The following is a 19,391-nucleotide window of genomic DNA, read 5'->3' on the forward strand; positions in this document are numbered from 1 at the left end:
TTTGTTGTTGGAAACCGGATGCTGCGTTAACAGCCAGCCCTGGCCGTATCCGGATCACGATTCACAGACCGTGTCGCTGGCAGCACGGAGTAAACTTGCGTTGATCACATAGGACACATAATGAGCGAGAGCTTTGCGGATCTATTTGAAGAAAGCCTAAAAGAAATTGACATGCAACCGGGTTCCATCGTCCAGGGAACCGTGGTTGATATCGACAGCGACTGGGTAACGGTTAACGCCGGCCTGAAGTCCGAGGGTGTCATTCCTGCCTCACAGTTCCTTAATGAAAAGGGTGAGATGGAAGTCCAGATTGGCGACACTGTCGATGTGGCTCTCGATGCGGTCGAAGACGGCTTTGGTGAAACCCGACTGTCACGCGAAAAAGCGAAGCGTGCAGAAGCGTGGAAGGTTCTGGAGAAGTCCTTCGAAGCCGAAGAAGTTGTCAAAGGTGTGATCAACGGTAAGGTTAAAGGCGGCTTTACAGTCGACCTGGCCGGCATCCGTGCTTTCCTTCCGGGTTCCCTGGTTGACGTTCGTCCGGTTCGCGATACCGCGCACCTGGAGAACAAGGAACTGGAATTCAAGGTCATCAAGCTGGACCAGAAGCGCAACAACGTTGTGGTCTCCCGTCGCGCCGTTCTGGAAGCTGAAAACAGTGCCGAGCGTGATGCACTGCTTGAAACGCTGACCGAAGGAATGGAAATCAAGGGTATCGTCAAGAACCTGACCGACTACGGTGCATTCGTAGATCTGGGCGGTGTTGACGGCCTGCTGCACATCACGGACATGGCCTGGAAGCGTATCAAGCATCCGAGCGAAATCGTGAATGTGGGCGACGAGATCAGTGTCAAAGTTCTGAAATTCGATCGCGAGCGTAACCGCGTTTCCCTGGGTCTCAAGCAGCTGGGTGAAGATCCCTGGGTCGAGATTAAGGCGCGCTACCCAGAGAACAGCAGAGTCACAGCTCGTGTCACCAACCTGACAGATTACGGCTGTTTTGCCGAGCTGGAAGAAGGTGTTGAAGGTTTGGTCCACGTGTCTGAAATGGACTGGACAAACAAGAACATTCATCCCTCCAAAGTGGTTCAGGTCGGTGATGAAGTTGGTGTGATGATTCTGGATATTGACGAAGAGCGTCGTCGTATTTCCCTGGGTATCAAGCAGTGCGTGACCAACCCATGGGAAGATTTCTCCAGCAACTTCAATAAAGGCGATCGCATCTCTGGCAAGATCAAGTCGATTACCGATTTCGGTATCTTCATTGGTCTGGACGGTGGCATCGACGGCCTGGTTCACTTGTCCGACATTAGCTGGAACGAGACTGGGGAAGAAGCCGTTCGTGAGTACAAGAAGGGCGACGAAGTCGAGACTGTTATCCTCTCGGTTGATCCTGAGCGTGAGCGTATTTCTCTTGGTATCAAACAGATGGAAAGCGATCCGTTCGCCGAGTTTGTGCAACTGAACGATAAAGGCTCAATCGTTAAAGGTAAGGTTTCTGCGATCGACGCGAAATCTGCCACGATTACTCTGAGCGATGAAGTTGAAGCGATTCTGAAAGCCTCTGAAATCAGCCGTGACCGCATTGAAGATGCGCGCAATGTGTTGAATGAGGGAGATGAAGTTGAAGCGAAGATTATCAGCATTGATCGCAAGAATCGCGTGATCAACCTGTCAGTCAAGTCCAAGGACGTTGAAGACGACAAACAGGCGCTGCAAACTGTTCGCGAGAAAACTGCAGAGAGCTCTGGCGCCACCACCATTGGTGACCTGATTAAAGAGCAGATGCAGCAGCAAAACGCTAATAAAGACTGAATGTCTGGTTGGTGATAAAAAAACGGGCTGTAACAGCCCGTTTTTTTTGTGTTTTTTTTGGGTTTAGCTAAACTACGTTTTAGGCGGTGGCATCAGCTTCGCAATAAGAATGAAAAAAAGGATAAGCCTCATGACAAAGTCCGAGTTGGTAGAATTAATTGCGTCTAAGCAAACGCAGCTTTCCCTGAAAGATGTTGAACTCGCAGTAAAAACCGTCATTGAGCATATGTCCCAATCGTTGGCGGAAGGTCAGCGTATTGAGATCCGTGGCTTTGGCAGTTTCTCTCTGCATCATCGGGCCGCACGTACGGGGCGAAACCCAAAAACCGGTGAAGCGGTCAAGTTACCCGCTAAGTTTGTCCCGCACTTCAAGCCCGGAAAAGAGCTCCGTGAGCAGGTAAACGACAGCATGAAGAAAGGCTATTGATTTTCTGCCCGGACAACGACGGGTAATCTAGGTACTATTGGTTAGGTACTGTGTTCAGTGGATGAATGACTCAGGAGTGTTTTGGACTATGGCCGGGTTACAGAAAATACTGATCATTCTTCTGGTGTTGTTTTTAGTGTTGTTGGCTTTGATCTTTTCGCTCAACAATCAGATGGCCGTCTCCCTCAATTTTCTTCTCTTCGAAACTGCTCCCCATGGCGTTGCAATCTGGATAATATTGTCTTTCGTGGTTGGCGCACTGACCGGTGTTTTGTTGACCATGCTGGCAACCGTGCGCACATCGGTGTCCCGCCGTCAGCTTAAAAAGCAGTTGAACAAGGCAGAGCAGGCCTTGGAGAAGTCCAGGAATACCACTGATCGGACCACCTGATGGATATCGTTTTTCAGTGGCTGCTATTGACGGTTGCAGTAGCTGCTGGCTGGTTTGCAGGCCGCTCTGGTCGCTCATCCGAGCGCTCAACTACGGTTATCTCTGACGAAACATCAGTGAAGGACCGTCTCCAGTTTCTGTTTACCAATTATTCAGACCAGGCCGTTGAGAATTTTGTCGAGTCGTTGGCGGTCAGCCCCGATACGGTCAGTCTCCATTTGTCGATCGGAGCGCATTTTCGCCACAAAGGTGAGACCGACAGGGCGATCGTAATACACCAGAATCTGTTGGCGCGACCGGAGTTGCCGCCGCGCTTTTCACCTAAGGTTACCTTCGAATTGGCACTTGATTACCTGGCGGCCGGTTTGCTTGATAGAGCCGAGGCGCTTTTTCATGAGCTGATGGGCGATCGGGAATACGGCCGCAAGGCTTCCGCTCAACTGATCGAGCTGTACCAGCGAGAAAAAGAGTGGGATAAAGCCGCGCAGGTAACCGCTACTCTGGTCACTGCGGTGCCAGACTTGGCTCTCAGTAAACAGCTTGCCTACATTACCTGTGAACTGGCGGATCAGGCACTGCGAGACGACGATCGCTGGAATGCGCAAAAACTCGCCAAAGAGGCTCTGCAGCACGACCGGTCCTGTATCCGTGCCACTTTGATTCTCGTCAGTCTGCAACGTCGGAGCGGCAATTTCCGGGACGCCTCTCAAACATTATTGAAGGTTTTTGATCAAAACCCTGAATTTGGCCCAGAAGCTGTAGATCGACTGATGAAGCTCGAAAAAGAGCACGGTGATATTGCCAGGTTGGGAAAAAATTTAAAGAAGCTTTATCAGGCCTGGCCAAGCACCAGTTTGTTATTGGCATTGGTTGAATCTGTCGAGCGCTCGTCCGGTCGGCCTGCCGCCATAGAGCTCATCCGTGCCGAACTGGAAATAAGGCCGAGCGTCAGGGGGCTGTTGCGGCTGGTTGAAATGGCGGGCTACGAAAAGGGTATGACTACCGATGAAGGGCGACTGGTGAGTCGTATCGGGCATTTATTGTTAGCTAATCGCCCGATCTATCGTTGCGTCAGTTGTGGCTTTTCCGGTCAACAGCTTCACTGGTTATGCCCAAGCTGTAAGCAGTGGGAAACAGTACGCCCGATTCAGGGTGTGGAAGCAGAATAGTCAGTCTCACTGTTTGCGGCGAATGAACCTTGACTCAAGAAAGCAGGATATCTGAACGTGCAAACAACTCTCGGACAGCGACTGATTGTCGCGCTGGATTTTCCCTCGCAGCATTCTGCATTGGCATTTGTGGACGCTCTGGATCCGACTTTGTGCCGCCTCAAGGTTGGCAAGGAGTTATTTACTCGAGCCGGGCCAGGCCTGATTCGTGAACTCCACAGGAGAGGGTTCGAAGTCTTCCTGGATCTCAAGTTCCACGACATTCCCAATACCACATCCGCCGCGGTGGCGGTTGCGGCGGATCTGGGAGTCTGGATGGTCAACGTCCATGCCTCTGGCGGCGAGAAAATGATGAAGGCTTGTCGGGAACGCCTGGAAGCTTTTGGTAAAGATCGGCCGTTGTTGATTGCCGTTACCGTACTGACCAGTATGAGTGCCGACGATCTGGCAGGAGTCGGTATTAACTACAGCCCCGAACAGCAGGTTTCAAGGCTCGCGACCCTTACCCGCAGCTGTGGTCTGGACGGTGTGGTCTGTTCCGCTCAGGAAGCTCCACTGCTGAAGCGCGATCATGGCAACGACTTTAAATTGGTTACTCCGGGCATTCGCCCGGCCAGCGCGGCAAAAGGCGATCAGCAGCGGATCATGACTCCCGCTGATGCCATAAAGGCCGGCAGTGATTATCTTGTGGTGGGTCGTCCGATTACCCAGGCTGAAGACCCCTTAGCCGCCCTACAATCCATCCACAATGAAATCAACGCATCAGTGTAGGAGCGACTTCAGTCGCGAAGCCCTTGGCACGGCCGGCACACGGTCGCGGTTAAAACCGCTCCTACGGTTTGCGTTCTTTCAGCCAAAAAAAAGCCGCTGGCTCATTGAACCAGCGGCTTTTTTTGAATAGTGGCTCCCCGAGCTGGGCTCGAACCAGCGACAAACGGATTAACAGTCCGTTGCTCTACCAACTGAGCTATCGGGGAACATTGTCAGTCATAACGAGGCGCGTATGTTACGGTGGGCGCCCCGTCTCGTCAACCCTGCCAGAGTATTATGCCAGGGCTTTTTTCAGACGGGCGATCGCTTGCTCCAGGTTGGCCATGCTGGTGGCAAAGCTCAGACGCATATGCCCCGGAGCACCAAAGGCGGATCCTGGCACCAGCGCGACACCGGCTTCTTTCAGCAGCCATTCTGCGAACTGCACATCGTCCTTGACCGCAGAGTTCGCTTCAATCGCACCCTGGAAGCTCGGGAACGCGTAAAACGTGCCATCTCCGGCCAGACACTCCACGCCGGGCAGCTCGTTCAGGGCTTTTACCAGATAGTCATGGCGTTCCTTGAAGGCTTTGACCATGGGCTGAATGCAATCCTGCGAGCCATCGAGTGCTGCCTGAGCGGCGGCTTGGGAGATAGATGCAGGGTTGGAGGTGCTCTGGGACTGGATTTTTTTCATGGCACCGATAATTTTTGCGGGGCCTGCAGCATAACCGATACGCCATCCCGTCATGGAGTAGGCTTTGGATACCCCGTTCAGAACAAAGGTACGCTCATACAGTTCCGGTGTGGCATTCAGAATGTTGCAGAACGGCTGACCTGTCCAGAGGATGGGTTCGTACATGTCATCGGTGGCGATCATCACGTGAGGGTGACGGATGAGTACTTCACCCAGAGCTTTGAGCTCGTCCAGTGTATACGCCATGCCACTCGGGTTGGAGGGGCTGTTGATGACAAACAACCGTGTACGATCTGTAATCGCACCTTCGAGCTGTTCAGGGGTAATCTTGAAGCGGGTTTGTGCCGAAGTTTCGATAACAACCGGTTTACCCTCTGCCACCAACACCATATCCGGGTAAGAGACCCAGTAGGGGGCAGGAATGATGGCTTCGTCGCCAGCATTCAGAGTGGCCAGTGCCAGGTTGAAAAAGCTCTGTTTACCGCCGCTGGATACCAGAACCTGATTGAGTTCGTAATCCAGTCCGTTGTCCCGTTTAAACTTGGCAATGATTGCTTTTTTCAGGGCAGGGGTGCCGTCAACTGCCGTGTACTTGGTCTGGCCAGCCCTGATGGCCTCAATAGCCGCCTCTTTAATATGGTCCGGGGTGTCGAAGTCGGGCTCGCCCGCACCAAGGCCGATAATGTCCTGGCCCGCGGCCCGGAGTTCTGCGGCCTTGTTGGTAACGGCAAGGGTAGGCGACGGCTTGATGGCCTGTACACGGCTGGAAAGTTGAAGGTCCAAACTTGCGCTCCTTAAAGATGCGTCTGAGAAAGCTCTGGCGGCATGGGGCGTCTGGACAATAGCCGCCGGACGCCTGCCATCAAAGGTTCTGATGTTATCATGAAGCTGACTGCAGGATAAGGCTGGCAACCAACGTAATGCACGAATCCATACGCCAGAACAGGTGTGACCAATAAATTCCGGAGGACGTTCCATCAGTATGTTTAAAGTCGATTCACCATTCGAACCAGCGGGCGATCAACCCAAGGCCATTGCCGAATTGGTTGATGGAATTGAGTCCGGTCTGGCTCACCAGACGCTGCTGGGTGTTACTGGCTCCGGTAAGACATTTACCATCGCGAAGGTGATCGAGCAGATCCAGCGCCCGACCATCGTTATGGCCCACAACAAGACGTTGGCCGCCCAGCTTTACGGTGAGTTCAAAGAGTTCTTTCCGGACAATGCAGTCGAATATTTTGTTTCCTACTACGATTATTACCAGCCGGAAGCCTATGTGCCGTCCTCGGATACGTTTATCGAGAAGGATGCGTCCATTAATGAACACATCGAACAGATGCGCTTGTCGGCGACCAAGGCGCTGCTAGAGCGACCGGATGCCATTATTGTGGCGACGGTCTCTTCTATTTATGGTTTGGGGGATCCCCAGTCCTATCTGAAAATGATGCTGCATCTGGATCGGGGCGACAAGATTGATCAGCGCCATATTTTGCGTCGCCTTGCAGAACTTCAGTACACCCGTAATGATATCGAATTTCATCGAGCCAACTATCGGGTGCGAGGGGATGTGATCGATGTTTTCCCGGCGGAATCCGAGAAAGAAGCCATTCGCATCGAGCTGTTCGACGACGAAGTGGAAAACCTGAGCTACTTTGACCCGCTCACCGGCGAACACCTGCGGCGTGTGCCGCGAGTGACCATATACCCCAAGTCCCATTACGTCACACCCCGTCAGACCGTTCTGGATGCGATTGAACACATCAAGTTGGAGTTGGACGGCCGCTTGACCCTGCTGCGGGATAATAATCGTCTGGTAGAGGCCCAACGCCTTGAAGAACGCACCCGCTATGATATTGAAATGATGCTGGAGCTAGGTTACTGCAACGGAATCGAAAACTACTCCCGTTATCTGTCCGGCCGCCGTCCCGGTGAAGCACCTCCGACGCTGTTCGATTATTTGCCACCCAATGCGCTGTTGGTGGTGGATGAATCTCACGTGACTGTGTCCCAGATCGGAGCAATGTATAAAGGGGATCGGTCCCGCAAGGAAACCCTGGTCGAGTACGGGTTCCGTCTGCCTTCGGCCCTCGATAACCGGCCCATGCGCTTTGACGAGTGGGAACGTATTGCCCCCCAGATGATCTTTGTATCTGCGACACCGGGCAATTACGAGGCTGACCACGCAGGACAGACAGTCGAGCAGGTGGTGCGCCCGACCGGCTTGCTGGACCCGCAGATCGAGGTGCGACCGGCTTCAACCCAGGTTGATGACCTGCTCTCCGAAATTCATAAGCGGGTTGTGATTCAGGAGCGTGTATTGGTGACCACGCTGACCAAGCGTATGTCGGAAGACCTGACCGATTACCTGATGGAACACGACATCAAGGTGCGTTACCTCCACTCGGATATTGATACCGTCGAGCGGGTCGAGATTATCCGGGATTTGAGGCGGGGAGTATTTGACGTGCTGGTCGGCATCAACCTGTTGCGGGAAGGGCTGGATATGCCCGAAGTGTCTCTGGTCTGCATTCTGGATGCTGACAAGGAAGGTTTCCTGCGATCCGAGCGCTCGCTGATCCAGACCATCGGTCGTGCGGCCCGCAATCTCAACGGCCGGGCCATTCTATACGGGGACAGGATTACCGGCTCAATGCAGCGGGCAATGGATGAGACCGAACGGCGACGTGAGACGCAGCTTGCCCATAACATCGAGCATGGCATAACGCCGGTAGGTCTGACCAAAAAAGTCTCTGACATCATGGAAGGCGCCTCCAGCGGCGGTTCCGGTCGCAGGGGCGCCGAGCGCCCGGGACAGAAAGCCGCAGAGGAAGCAGAGCAGTACCGGGCCCGGGCAGGGGGTCGTACCCCGGAACAGTTGCTCAAGGACATGAGCAAGCTGGAAGACGAGATGTACAAGGCCGCCTCAGAGCTGGACTTCGAACGTGCGGCTCGTTTGCGTGACGATATTGCCGGGCTGAAAGAAGCCGCCCTCAGAACTGCCTGAGGGCGGGCGAATCAGTCAGTCGTCAATCTGTGCGACGGGGACCGACAATAACGGCGGCCTGTAGCGGCTGATTCTTACCGTATCGCGCCATCTGGTCGAAAATGCGCCGGTCAACTGGCAGGTACTGTTTGTCCGCGACGGTTTCACCCTCGGCCGTGTCGATTTCCGGATCATGCAGATAGACAAACTGGTCATCCATGGCACAGACGGTCACCCAGTGGGGCACTCGGCTGCGATTAAGCTGCCAGGTACTGATCAGGATAATCGGCACCTGTCCCCCTTTGAGGGCCTGCGCCATCTTGTCCAGCGTCAGGGGGTCGTGGTGGAGCTCAATACCGGTCTGCCCCAGGTCATGCATAAAACCCTCGTGCACCAGTTCAAGTACCCGTTTTTTGTCATCGTTCCGGACCGTGTCCTTGAACAACGCGCCCTCTTTACTGATGTAAGCGGTGGCGTGAAACCCGCGATGCCAGGCAGCCAGAGCCAAGCCGTGAGGCCCGCATCCGCCGTGGCCGGCCAGCATGAAAATAGTGGTCGCTTCCCGCCAGATTTTCAGCTCCTCCAGGGTGGTGAGCGAGAGCTGGTCATCCAGTGTCGCCATTGCCATGATCAGTGCCGCGGGTCCGCATGAAAAGTCTGTTGTTTGCGGATAATAGGGAACGGCAGGAAACTCCCGGGAAGGCTCATAGAAAAGTATCCGTCGCTCAAACCGCAGGGCGTTGCCATGATCCTCATAGTAATCGCGATAGGTGCCAAACACCCGATAGCCGAGACGACGGTACAATGCAATGGCACCGGTGTTATCTTCGCGTACTTCGAGGCGCATGATGATGCGTCCAGCTTCCACCGCCTGTTGCTCGGACTGGCGAATCAGTTGTTCCCCGAGTCCCCGGCCGCGGGCTTGGGGTGATACGGCGATAGAATAGATTCGGGCAAGCCGGGTGGCGGCATGCATGAGCACCAGGCTGTAGCCCAGTATCTGGTCACCCTCAACAGCGACCACAACACGGTCCCGTGGCATTTCGATAAAGCGTCGAAAGCTGCGGCGGGAAATTCGATCGTCATTGAAACACCGGTTTTCGAGAGTAACCAGATTATCAATGTCGGCGCTGACCGCCAGTCGGAAACTCGTTTCGGTCATACCGTCAGGGGCCTTGGGCAGGGAGTGAAAACACCATCTATTATGAGAGACGTCCAGTATAGTTAACAGCAAAGAATAGTGCGTAAAATCACCCATTTCCGGATAATTGCGCGAACAGCGCCAGCCAGAGATCTCATGGAGGATCGCCATACATGTCACGTTTACTGATTGTCGTCGACCGCGCTAAGGATTGGGCGCCCTATTACCCAAGCGACGACGTTCTGACTTTCGATGAATATCTTAAGTTTACCGCGCCGGCCTCCAGCCGGGTCCGGGTGATCAATCTTTGCCAGAGTGCAAAATACCTCAGCCGGGGCTATTACTGCTCATTGCTCGCCGAAGCCCGGGGCCACCATGTGGTGCCATCGGTCATTACTCTTAACGACCTGAGTCGCAAGGGCCTGTTCTCGCTGGAACTCGAAGAGCTTGACTCCAGTGTGCTTGAATGGCTGGAAGCTTCTGGTGCCGCTGTAAAACCGGGGGAAGATGATCGGGATGCGACTCATCAGGTCCGTATCAAAACCTATTTTGGACAGGCGGAGCATGCTGCGTTAAAGCCGGTTGCCCGGGCGTTATTCGAACGTTTCCCGTCGCCAATTCTGGAAGTGGTGTTCAAAAGGCGCAAAGGCTGGCAGATCGAATCGATGAAGCCTGCCTCCCCGGCGGACCTGGAGGAACACGAACAGGATGCCTTTGCCGCTGCCCTCGATCGTTTCAGCAGCATTGTCTGGCGTCGCCCGAAATCCCGTCGTCGTTACCGGTTCGATCTCGCAATACTGGTCAATCCGGAAGAACAGTTGCCCCCAAGTGATAAACAGGCCTTGGAGTGTTTTGAAAAAGCGGGCAAGAAACTCGGTATCAATGTCGAGCAGATTACCAAGCGCGATTATATGCGGCTACCGGAATACGACGGGCTGTTTATTCGCGAGACCACGGCGATCGACCACCACACCTACCGGTTTGCCCGCAAAGCGGAAGCCGAAGGTATGGTGGTCATTGATGACCCTGTTTCAATTTTGCGGTGTACCAACAAGGTGTATTTGGCGGACCTGCTGAAGAACAACAAGATACCGACTCCGAAAACCCTCATTCTGTCCAAGGACCAGAAAGATTCGGTACATCAGGTTATCGATCAATTGGGTTTCCCGGTGGTGGTGAAAATTCCCGATGGTGCTTTTTCCAAAGGGGTGTTGCGGGCCGAGGATGAAAAAGGCTTAAAGGACGCACTTAAAACACTCTTCAAACAGTCGGCACTGGTGTTGGCCCAGGAATACTTTTACACGGAATACGATTGGCGCATCGGGGTTCTGGGTGGTCGCGCTATCTTTGCCTGCAAGTATTTCATGGTAAAGGGGCATTGGCAGATCTACCAGCACGGTGAAAACCAGGAAGTCGACAGCGGCAGTTTTGATACTCTGCCGACCTATGAGGTACCTCGTAACGTGATTCAGGCGGCACTCAATGCCACGCGTCTGATCGGCAACGGCCTTTACGGTGTAGACATCAAGCAAGCGGGCAATCGGGTGGCTGTGATTGAAGTCAATGACAACCCGAACGTGGATGCCGGTGTCGAAGATCGCTTCCTGGGGGGAGAGCTTTATACTCTGATCATGCAGGAATTCCTTTCCCGCATGGAAGAGAATCGTCGCCGCTAAGCGCCGGTTTCGTGCTATCAGGGCGCACCTATCAGCGTGCGCCACCGGCGGAATACCAGATGCGAAGGCTGCCAAACCAGGCCCGGGGCTCAAGCCGGTCCCGGAGTTGTTGTTCAAATGCGGCCAGGGAGTGCCCAGTCGGGTGTTCAACGAATAGTTCCAGGTGTACACGGTTACTCAGATAGTGCAGTCGCAAATGCGTGGTTAGAGGCATCTCCTCGATAATCTCGCCAAGCAAATCCCGGATTTCTTTTCGGCTGGGCAAACGGTCTGTCGTATGCTGAACAAGTTCATCGTTCTCGGGATCAATGTGGAAGTTGATGTCTTTCAGCCCCGGGAAGGCCTCCCGCATGGCCGCCACAACGTGCAACCCCACCTGATGGCCCTCAGAAACACTGATTTCCGGTTTCACCAGAAGGTGAATGTCCAACAGGATATCGTGGCCCATGCGCCGGCTACGTAACTCGTGGACATCGAGAACACCTTCGGTTTGCTTGGCGATATCAGTCAGTTTTTCGGTGTCCTCCGGACTCACTGCGGTATCCACCAGTTCCTTGACGCTATCCCAGGCAAATCGCCAGCCAATTCGGCATATGATAAAGGCGATAGCCACCGCAGCGACTGCATCGAGCCAGATATAGCCCATCATTGCGCCGATGGTGGAAAGCAGGACGATAACGGAAGAAAACGCGTCAGTACGGCTGTGCCAGGCGTTGGCGAGGATCAAATCGGAGCGAATGGCTTCGCCCACGTGGCGGGTATAACGGAAGATCCACTCCTTGCTGACCACCGACACCGTTGCCGCTACCAATACCGGCCACTCCGGCAGACGATCAGCAGAGGGGGCTAACAAGCGTTGCAGATTGTCCCAGGCCAGGGCGCCACCAACAACCAGTAGCAGACTTCCCAACAGCATGGTTCCCATGGTTTCGATTCGTTGATGGCCGTAGGGATGAGACTGATCCGGCGCCTGACGAGAAACTTTCATCACCGCCAGAACAACCAGATCCGATGCCACATCAGTGAAGGAATGAATACCGTCGACGATTAACGCCTGGGAGTGAAACAGCAGACCCCCTACACACTTTATCAGACCGAGCACCGCATCAAGCACCATGCCGATCAGGGTTACTCGGCGAGCGCTCCTGAATTCGGAATAATGATTGTTAGCACGGTCAAATTCGGGCTGAATGAAACTCAACGTGTCGCTCCCTGCCCAGACAAAGAGGAAAAGCGCAATTTATATTTTGGTTTCTTGTTTACCTTATGCACAATTTCGGATCACCGCGTTTCAACACCTTGATATTAACATTTGTTATTTTGTGCCGGGTTAACCTTTATATTTCATTTAATTTCAGTGGATTACAGACTGATCAAAAAATGATCAATCTGTAGATCGGCTTGCTCCCCAAGGGCTAACCAAATGTAATGAGGCATTTTCAACAGAGTTATCCACAGAATCCGTGGAAAACATCACAAGACCTTAACAGGACAGTCATTTACCCGTCATCTAAACCGTCTAGGAGCGTCTGTGGAAAACTTTCGCTATACTTCGCCGCCCTTGGTGAACGTTCGATACCCGTAGCTTAACCATAGCAAGGAGTTATGTAATGTACGGTTTTATCCGGTCTCTGCTTTTCAGGTTGCCTCCTGAGCTGGCACACAATGTGGCGCTGAAAAGTCTCGACCTGTTTGAAAAGCTGGGCCTGGCACAACGTTTATCGCCATCGGTGTCAGCAACGCCGGTAACGGCAATGGGGCTGACTTTTCCCAATCCCGTAGGTCTGGCCGCTGGTCTCGACAAAAATGCCGATCATGTGGATGCTTTGGGAGCCCTTGGCTTTGGCTTTATCGAAGTCGGCACGGTGACTCCGTTGGCCCAGCCGGGAAATCCAAAACCCCGGATGTTTCGGTTACCCGAGCACAAGGCCATCATTAACCGGATGGGGTTTAACAACGACGGTCTCGATCACATGCTGGCCCGAATTGATCGCATGACCTACAAAGGCATTCTCGGTATCAATGTTGGCAAGAATGCCGTCACGCCGGTTGATCAGGCCGAATCCGACTACCGCAAAGGCATCGCGGCTGTATACAGTCGGGCGGACTACATTACCGTTAATGTCTCATCTCCGAATACCCCGGGCCTGCGGGATCTCCAGTTCGGTGACCCCCTGCTAAGGTTGCTTGAGGCCATTAAAGACGAACAGAGCAAACTGCATGGGTGTCATGGCCGTTATGTTCCCGTTGCCGTCAAAATAGCGCCGGATATGGACGATGATGGTATCCGCTTTGTTGCAGAGGCCTTGAAGAACACCGGCATGGACGGTGTGATCGCCACCAACACCACGGTTTCCCGCGATGCGGTCGCTGGCCACCCGCTGGCCGCTGAAGCGGGTGGGCTTAGCGGCGAGCCAGTGCGGGAGCCATCGCTCCGGGTTGTCCGTGGCTTGCATGCAGAACTGGGGTCGGCAATGCCGATCATCGGGGTGGGCGGTATTATGGACGGCGCAAGTGCGCGTGAGAAAATCGAGGCAGGGGCAACTCTGGTTCAGATATATACCGGGTTTATTTACCGGGGCCCGGAGATTATTGCTGAAGCGATCAGGGCGATCGAGGCGGGACGAGATTAACCCAGTGTTCTCGGGCAAAAAGAATGGGCCCGCCAAGCGGGCCCTTGCGGGGAATAAACCCCGTGGCGCATCATCGCATGTTACGGGTCGGGTAGACCCGTTTGGTTTGCTTTGTTGCTGCTTCTTCTTCAAGAGAGTTTAAGAGACAGTTAGGAGTCTCTCGCCGCGTCGGCATATGGCCGAAGACTTTTTCGTCCTTCTGCGTTTATGCCGTGGTTACATTTGACAGTTTGTGAATCCCGGAAACGCCGGTCATTCCCTCCCAATTGTCAGTGCGACCTTCTCGCCACCCACTGAGCCATTCCTGTCTGGCTTCTACCTGATCGATAGGGCAGCTATCTTTTGATTTCCCGGACACACCGGCCAGATAACCCCGTTTAAATGCACGAGCGTACATATCTCTTTTCTGTCTCTTCATGCTGTTCCTCACTTCATGGATTAAACAGAACAAGCGTGTGCACACGTGCCATAACTGAAGCGGCAAACATTACCCATCGGGGATTTACACTGTATTGCCTGAGCCAGCCATAACATTTCAGGAACCTGAGTGGACAGCCGAGCTGCCCTTGAAACGACGCGTCACTTGTAAGATAAGTCGAAATATTGGCTGCTGTACACTATTTATTTAATATAGATGACGCGTTCTTTATGTTTGTGTGAAATAACGCCGTCTCGCGTAGACTACGAGTCCAGTGACCACGCACCTTAACGCAACCGACCTGTTGCAGGAGTAAAGCTTTCCCATGCTTATGTTTTTTGTAACCTGTCCAAAAGGGCTCGAGTACCTGTTAGCCGATGAGCTAAAAGGGTTCGGGTTTGAGCCCGTTCGTAATGCGCCGGCCGGGGTCTGGGTTCAGGGTTCGCTGGAGTCCGGTTACCGCGCCTGCTTGTGGTCCAGGTTGGCAAACCGGGTCATCCTTCATCTTGCCGAGGTCAACGCGACCAGCGGAGACATGCTCTACGAAGGTGTGAGCGCCATTTCCTGGCGTGATCATCTGGCGTTGGAAGGTCGATTCAAGGTGGCTTTTGTCGGGCAAAATGATGCCATCCGGAATACCCAATACGGAGCTCAGAGAGTCAAAGATGCCGTCGTGGATAGTCTGCGCACAGTTGAAGGGGCGCGACCCTCTGTCGATACCGTGGCGCCCGATCTGATTGTATCTGCGCGTCTGCACCGGGGCATCCTCCAGGTCGGTATCGATCTCAGTGGTGACAGTCTGCATCGGCGCGGATACCGGACAGAGCAGGGCGCGGCGCCGCTAAAAGAAAATCTGGCTGCGGCCTTGCTTATCCGGGCGGGCTGGCCGGAGCTCGCGGCGAATGGCGGAAACTTCATTGACCCGATGTGCGGTTCCGGCACCCTAGTGATTGAAGCTGCGCTCATGGCTATGGATCAGGCTCCCGGTTTGCTTCGCGAGCAGTTCGGTTTCAGCCGCTGGCTTGGTCATCAACCGGATATTTGGGCGCCCCTGCTGCAGGAGGCCACCACCCGGGCCGTTGCTGGCAAAGCGGCCAATCAGTTGAGCTTTACCGGCTTCGATCAGGACAAATCCGTTGTTGCCACCGGGCAGCGCAATATCGAGCGGGCAGGACTCGAAGAGTTCGTCGTGCTCAATTGTCGCTCAATAGAGGAGTTCGATCCGACCCAACCGGTTTCGAAAGCCGGACTGGTGCTCACAAACCCGCCATACGGTGAGCGACTGAGCGAACGAAAGGCGTTGGGCCCGCTTTACCAGTCCCTTGGCGAAGCGGTGAAACAGGCATTACCGGGCTGGCGCCTGGGTGTCTTTACCGGCGCTCCGGAGGTCGGTCACGCCATTGGCTTGCGGAGTTATAAACAGTACAAACTGTTTAACGGCAAGTTGCCCGCCCAGTTGCTGCTGTTTAATATCGACAAGGCCAGCGAAACGGTTGCTCGTGAGCGCACCGAAACCGGTGAGCTGTTTCCGAAAATCAGCCATCCGGAACGGGCTGCCATGCTGGGCAACCGTCTGCGCAAGAACAGAAAGCAGATCGGGCAGTGGGCGCGCAAGCAGGGAATCGAGTGCTATCGGCTTTACGATGCGGATATGCCTGAATACGCTCTGGCCATCGACATCTATGGCAACCGCGTCCATGTGCAGGAATATGCGGCACCGAAGACCATTGATGCCCGTGTTGCACGGGAGCGACTGGCAGAAGCGCTGGCGGTTATTCCGGAGGCGCTGGATATCGAGCCGGCTCAGATGGTGTGCAAACAGCGGCAACGGCAGACAGGTACGCAACAGTATGAAAAGCACGCGGATACCAGTGAATTTTTCACTGTGCAGGAATATGGCTGCCAACTTAAGGTCAACCTGAGGGATTATCTCGATACCGGGCTGTTTCTGGACCATCGGCCCGTGCGCCGCTGGATTCAACAGCATGCGGACGACAAGCGGTTTCTGAATCTGTTCTGTTACACCGGGGCGGCGACCGTGCATGCCGCAGTCGGTGGCGCAGTCAGCTCTCTCAGTCTCGATATGTCCAACACCTACGTGAATTGGGCGCGGGAGAATCTGGCATTGAACCATGTGCCCGCTTCAAAACATGTGGTTCGGCAGGCGGACTGTCTGGAGTGGCTGGCGGCGAAAGCTGACCCCGGGGACCGGTTTGACCTGATTTTCATGGACCCGCCGACTTTCTCCAATTCCGCAAAAATGGAGGGTGTGCTGGATATCCAGCGGGACCACGCTCAGTTGGTGAGGCAGGCAATGGCACGGTTGGCGCCTGATGGCTTGTTGATTTTTTCCAATAATTTCCGTCGCTTCAAACTGGACCGGGCGCTGGAGTCGGCGTTTGCTATCGAAGAGGTGTCAGCTTCGACGATCGACAAGGATTTCCAGCGCAATGCCCGGATACACCGGTGCTGGCATATCCGGCATGGGTCAGACTTCCTCGGTTAGGTCATCGCTCGGGTCATCGGCTGGTCCCGACAGTTCCACCAGACCTTCCTGCTGGGCGAGCATGAGCAGAGCGTAGACGCCGTTCTCAGGTAGTTGGGGTTCGAGGCCATGCTGAAACATCAGGCTGCGGCGCCAGTCTTCAAGGTCAGCCAGGCTCAAGGTCGTAATCAGTTCGCTGACCGGTGCTACCTCAAACGGCGCATCCATCGACACCGCATCAAAAATCAAATCGACCAGGGATTCGTCCGGGTCCAGGCCGTCCACGTACACGGTCTGGTCCGGGAGGTCCTCATGGAGTACCTGGGCGAGTTCGATCAGCGGAACGCCCTGCTCACGAAGGTAGCGCAGGTCAACGTCCGGCGGATCTCCCTCGTCAGGTAGCCAGCTATCGTCCGGCTCGATCATCACCGTTTTCATTTGCCCGTCAGGAAGCGACCAGGCGATGGCAAACGGGAAAAAGCAATCTTCGGACTGACAAAATTCGATGTCCAGAAAGCAGGGGACGGAGGTGGTCTGGGGCAAGGCGAAACTCCTGCGTTACAAATCGTGTTTATCGGTATCGGCCCAACAGTAGCGGCTTATGAAATCGGTCGCATCATGCCATACTGGCGCCAATATTATCAGACTAGCAAGGACACTATGGAACACACGCAATTCAATCAGGGCCTGCTTGATTTTCTGGCTGACTCCCCGACCCCCTGGCATGCTGTTCGCCAGATGACCGCCATTCTGGACCAGGCCGGATTTACGGAACTTGATGAACGGGATGAATGGTCGCTTGCCAGGGACTGCGGTTACTATGCAGTCCGTAACGGCTCATCGCTGGTAGCGTTCCGAACCGGTGAAACCGACCCGGTTGAGACCGGTATCCGGATGGTGGGCGCCCACACGGATAGCCCCTGCCTGAAAATCAAACCCAACCCCGAACTTCGTCGCAAGGGTTGCTACCAGCTGGGTGTCGAAGTTTACGGTGGTGTGTTGCTGAACCCGTGGTTTGATCGCGATCTCTCGATTGCCGGCCGGGTTACCTATGAGGATGGTCAGGGCGCGGTCAAAGATGCCTTGGTGGATTTTCAAAAAGCAGTCGCTTTTATCCCGAGCCTTGCCATTCATCTGGACCGGGAAGCCAACAGCAATCGCTCAGTGAATGCGCAGACGGATTTACCGCCGGTTATCATGCTGGCACCGGAGGACGACATCACCTGCTTCCAGGACCTGCTCCTGGAGCAAATGAAAGCTGAAGACCGTCATCTGGATATCCGGCACGTGCTCGGCTACGAGTTAAGTCTTTACGATGTTCAGAAGCCAGCTTACGTGGGTCTCAAGGATGAGTTCATCGCCTCAGCCCGGCTGGATAACCTGCTGAGCTGTTATATTGGTTTGCAGGCCCTCCTGGATACGTCCGGTACCCACCCGGCGCTGCTGGTCTGCAACGATCACGAGGAGGTCGGCAGCATGTCGGCAGAGGGCGCCCGGGGGCCTTTCCTGTCGTCGGTACTGGATCGCTGGTATGGCGCTGAAAAACGCGGCCGGGTGATGGCACGCTCAATGATGATCTCAGCGGACAATGCTCACGGAGTACATCCGAATTTCGCTGACAGGCATGATGAAAACCACGGTCCGGTGCTGAATGCCGGACCGGTCATCAAGGTAAACCACAATCAACGCTATGCTACCAACAGCCGGTCTGCCTCGCTCTACCGCCACATCAGTGAACAACTCGACCTGGCGAGCCAGACCTTTGTGGTCCGCAGCGATATGGGGTGTGGCAGTACCATTGGTCCTGTTACCGCAGGCAATCTCGGGGTGACCACACTGGACATCGGGGTGCCTCAACTGGGGATGCACTCGATTCGCGAGATGGTGGGCTGTGAAGACGGCCATACGCTGTACCAGGTGCTCAAGGCGTTTATGGGCTGGCCGGAGGTGAACTGAGGCGGGCCACGTTCGTCAGTCCAATTCCCGGATCCAGAAGGTCATGGGTTCGGCGGTGTGCCCTGTGAAGGCGTGGAATACCTCGATTCGAATCCGGATCAGGTCATCGATGCAGGGCAATATGTCGTTGCCGGTAAGGCCTATATTCTGGAGGCTCATTACAAATTGTCAGTCTGCCGTTAGCCAAGTTCGCACAATCTTTTGGCGGTGTTAGTGCCTGAAAAGGTCACGCCGAGTCTTGGTACTGCCACTGTCAGGAAAGACACCGCACAATACATGTAAATTGTTGCAAACTCCTCTGGTAATTCCCTGCCTATTCATTAGGCTGCATAGCCTGCGGGTGGATTTCCCGTCAGTTCAACGGTCCATCGGACTCTGATTTCAAGGGAGTAGTAAAAAGTGATTCGAAAGTTTGCAGTATTGGGATTGCTCATTTTTTTGTCGGGTTGCTCCATCAACCAGACCGTCGAACCTGTCTCCTCATACGATAGCGACAATCTTTGCGTGGTTGAGAATGGCGACGTGAGGGAAGGTTTCCTCGACGCGCTGGAAAGCAGTCTGACTGGCCAACGGGTTGATTACACAGTGGTGGATGAGCGGACTGTACCGGAAGCCTGTCGCTGGACCCTTACCTATACCGCTAACTGGCGATGGGACCTGGCTATGTACATGGCCTATGCTGAAATCAAGGTTTTTGAAGGTCGAAGCCTGATGGGCAGTGCCACCTACGATGCCATGCGTGGCGGAGCCAATATGAACAAGTTTATTAGTGCGGAAGACAAGATCCGCGAGCTGGTTAACGAGTTGTTTGGTGTTGAATCGGCAGCCTTGTACCGGGTGTTTAGCGGTTGAT

17 protein-coding genes and 1 tRNA gene are annotated in these 19,391 nt (G+C 54.3%); 11 read left to right on the plus strand and 7 right to left on the minus strand.

Translation table 11 applies throughout. From position 1 onward, the window contains the following. The first annotated feature begins 120 nt into the window (after positions 1-120). The 5 genes from rpsA (at position 121) to pyrF (ending at position 4,570) form a co-directional block, all read left to right on the plus strand. Positions 121-1,812, plus strand: a complete 1,692-nt coding sequence (gene rpsA, locus F6Y09_RS11660; RefSeq protein ID WP_152207111.1) for a 30S ribosomal protein S1 — start codon at positions 121-123, stop codon at positions 1,810-1,812. A 130-nt stretch (positions 1,813-1,942) separates the two neighbouring features. Then, on the plus strand, positions 1,943-2,239 hold the full coding sequence (locus F6Y09_RS11665; protein ID WP_152207112.1) for an integration host factor subunit beta: 297 nt from the start codon (positions 1,943-1,945) through the stop codon (positions 2,237-2,239). 88 nt (positions 2,240-2,327) lie between these two features. Beyond that, the gene (locus F6Y09_RS11670) at positions 2,328-2,630 is read left to right on the plus strand and encodes a LapA family protein (RefSeq protein WP_152207113.1); all 303 of its coding nucleotides are present in this window, start codon (positions 2,328-2,330) and stop codon (positions 2,628-2,630) included. After that, positions 2,630-3,799 (plus strand): lipopolysaccharide assembly protein LapB, encoded by a 1,170-nt coding sequence (lapB, locus tag F6Y09_RS11675; protein ID WP_152207114.1) that lies wholly within the window; start codon positions 2,630-2,632, stop codon positions 3,797-3,799. Before F6Y09_RS11670 ends, lapB begins: the two co-directional genes overlap by 1 nt. Before the next feature lie 51 nt (positions 3,800-3,850). Next, positions 3,851-4,570, plus strand: a complete 720-nt coding sequence (gene pyrF / locus F6Y09_RS11680) for an orotidine-5'-phosphate decarboxylase (protein ID WP_425481849.1) — start codon at positions 3,851-3,853, stop codon at positions 4,568-4,570. A 130-nt stretch (positions 4,571-4,700) separates the two neighbouring features. Here pyrF and F6Y09_RS11685 read toward each other — a convergent pair. Further along, a tRNA-Asn gene (locus F6Y09_RS11685) sits at positions 4,701-4,776 on the minus strand. Between the two features lie 68 nt (positions 4,777-4,844). Continuing rightward, a complete protein-coding gene (locus F6Y09_RS11690) occupies positions 4,845-6,029 on the minus strand; it encodes a pyridoxal phosphate-dependent aminotransferase (RefSeq protein ID WP_152207116.1) in 1,185 nt (394 codons plus the stop codon). 199 nt (positions 6,030-6,228) lie between these two features. Here F6Y09_RS11690 and uvrB point away from each other — a divergent pair, with 199 nt between their 5' ends. Beyond that, a complete protein-coding gene (gene uvrB, locus F6Y09_RS11695) occupies positions 6,229-8,250 on the plus strand; it encodes an excinuclease ABC subunit UvrB (protein ID WP_152207117.1) in 2,022 nt (673 codons plus the stop codon). A gap of 22 nt (positions 8,251-8,272) precedes the next feature. Here uvrB and F6Y09_RS11700 read toward each other — a convergent pair whose 3' ends face one another. Next, positions 8,273-9,391, minus strand: a complete 1,119-nt coding sequence (locus F6Y09_RS11700) for a GNAT family N-acetyltransferase/peptidase C39 family protein (protein WP_152207118.1) — start codon at positions 9,389-9,391, stop codon at positions 8,273-8,275. Positions 9,392-9,543: 152 nt separating this feature from the next. Between F6Y09_RS11700 and F6Y09_RS11705 the strand changes: the two genes are divergently transcribed. Continuing rightward, the gene (locus tag F6Y09_RS11705) at positions 9,544-11,046 is read left to right on the plus strand and encodes a RimK family protein (RefSeq protein WP_152207119.1); all 1,503 of its coding nucleotides are present in this window, start codon (positions 9,544-9,546) and stop codon (positions 11,044-11,046) included. Positions 11,047-11,077: 31 nt separating this feature from the next. On the opposite strand, the gene F6Y09_RS11710 is transcribed toward F6Y09_RS11705, so the two are convergent. After that, positions 11,078-12,247, minus strand: a complete 1,170-nt coding sequence (locus F6Y09_RS11710; protein ID WP_281348015.1) for a cation diffusion facilitator family transporter — start codon at positions 12,245-12,247, stop codon at positions 11,078-11,080. Positions 12,248-12,656: 409 nt separating this feature from the next. On the opposite strand from F6Y09_RS11710, the gene F6Y09_RS11715 reads away from it, so the two are divergent. Then, positions 12,657-13,679, plus strand: coding sequence for a quinone-dependent dihydroorotate dehydrogenase (locus F6Y09_RS11715; RefSeq protein WP_152207120.1), 1,023 nt, complete (start codon positions 12,657-12,659; stop codon positions 13,677-13,679). Positions 13,680-13,884: 205 nt separating this feature from the next. On the opposite strand, the gene rmf is transcribed toward F6Y09_RS11715, so the two are convergent. Next, positions 13,885-14,097 carry a ribosome modulation factor gene (rmf, locus tag F6Y09_RS11720; protein ID WP_152207121.1) on the minus strand — a complete coding sequence of 71 codons (213 nt, stop codon included), beginning with the start codon at positions 14,095-14,097 and terminating at the stop codon, positions 13,885-13,887. Positions 14,098-14,422: 325 nt separating this feature from the next. Between rmf and rlmKL the strand changes: the two genes are divergently transcribed. Further along, entirely contained in the window at positions 14,423-16,603 is a 2,181-nt protein-coding gene (rlmKL, locus tag F6Y09_RS11725) for a bifunctional 23S rRNA (guanine(2069)-N(7))-methyltransferase RlmK/23S rRNA (guanine(2445)-N(2))-methyltransferase RlmL (protein WP_152207122.1), read from the plus strand. On the opposite strand, the gene F6Y09_RS11730 is transcribed toward rlmKL, so the two are convergent. Further along, complete coding sequence (locus tag F6Y09_RS11730) at positions 16,586-17,125, minus strand: hypothetical protein (protein WP_152207123.1); 540 nt, start codon at positions 17,123-17,125, stop codon at positions 16,586-16,588. The genes rlmKL and F6Y09_RS11730 overlap by 18 nt on opposite strands. 117 nt (positions 17,126-17,242) lie before the next feature. On the opposite strand from F6Y09_RS11730, the gene F6Y09_RS11735 reads away from it, so the two are divergent. Continuing rightward, positions 17,243-18,538: a M18 family aminopeptidase gene (locus F6Y09_RS11735; RefSeq protein ID WP_152207124.1), complete on the plus strand. Its 1,296-nt coding sequence runs from the start codon at positions 17,243-17,245 to the stop codon at positions 18,536-18,538. Between the two features lie 15 nt (positions 18,539-18,553). Here F6Y09_RS11735 and F6Y09_RS20155 read toward each other — a convergent pair whose 3' ends face one another. After that, on the minus strand, positions 18,554-18,697 hold the full coding sequence (locus tag F6Y09_RS20155) for a hypothetical protein (RefSeq protein WP_179959405.1): 144 nt from the start codon (positions 18,695-18,697) through the stop codon (positions 18,554-18,556). Between the two features lie 240 nt (positions 18,698-18,937). Here F6Y09_RS20155 and F6Y09_RS11740 point away from each other — a divergent pair, with 240 nt between their 5' ends. Beyond that, complete coding sequence (locus F6Y09_RS11740; RefSeq protein WP_152207125.1) at positions 18,938-19,390, plus strand: Sbal_3080 family lipoprotein; 453 nt, start codon at positions 18,938-18,940, stop codon at positions 19,388-19,390. Position 19,391: the final 1 nt, after the last annotated feature.

The organism is Marinobacter changyiensis, assembly GCF_009193265.1.
Taxonomy (GTDB): domain Bacteria; phylum Pseudomonadota; class Gammaproteobacteria; order Pseudomonadales; family Oleiphilaceae; genus Marinobacter; species Marinobacter changyiensis.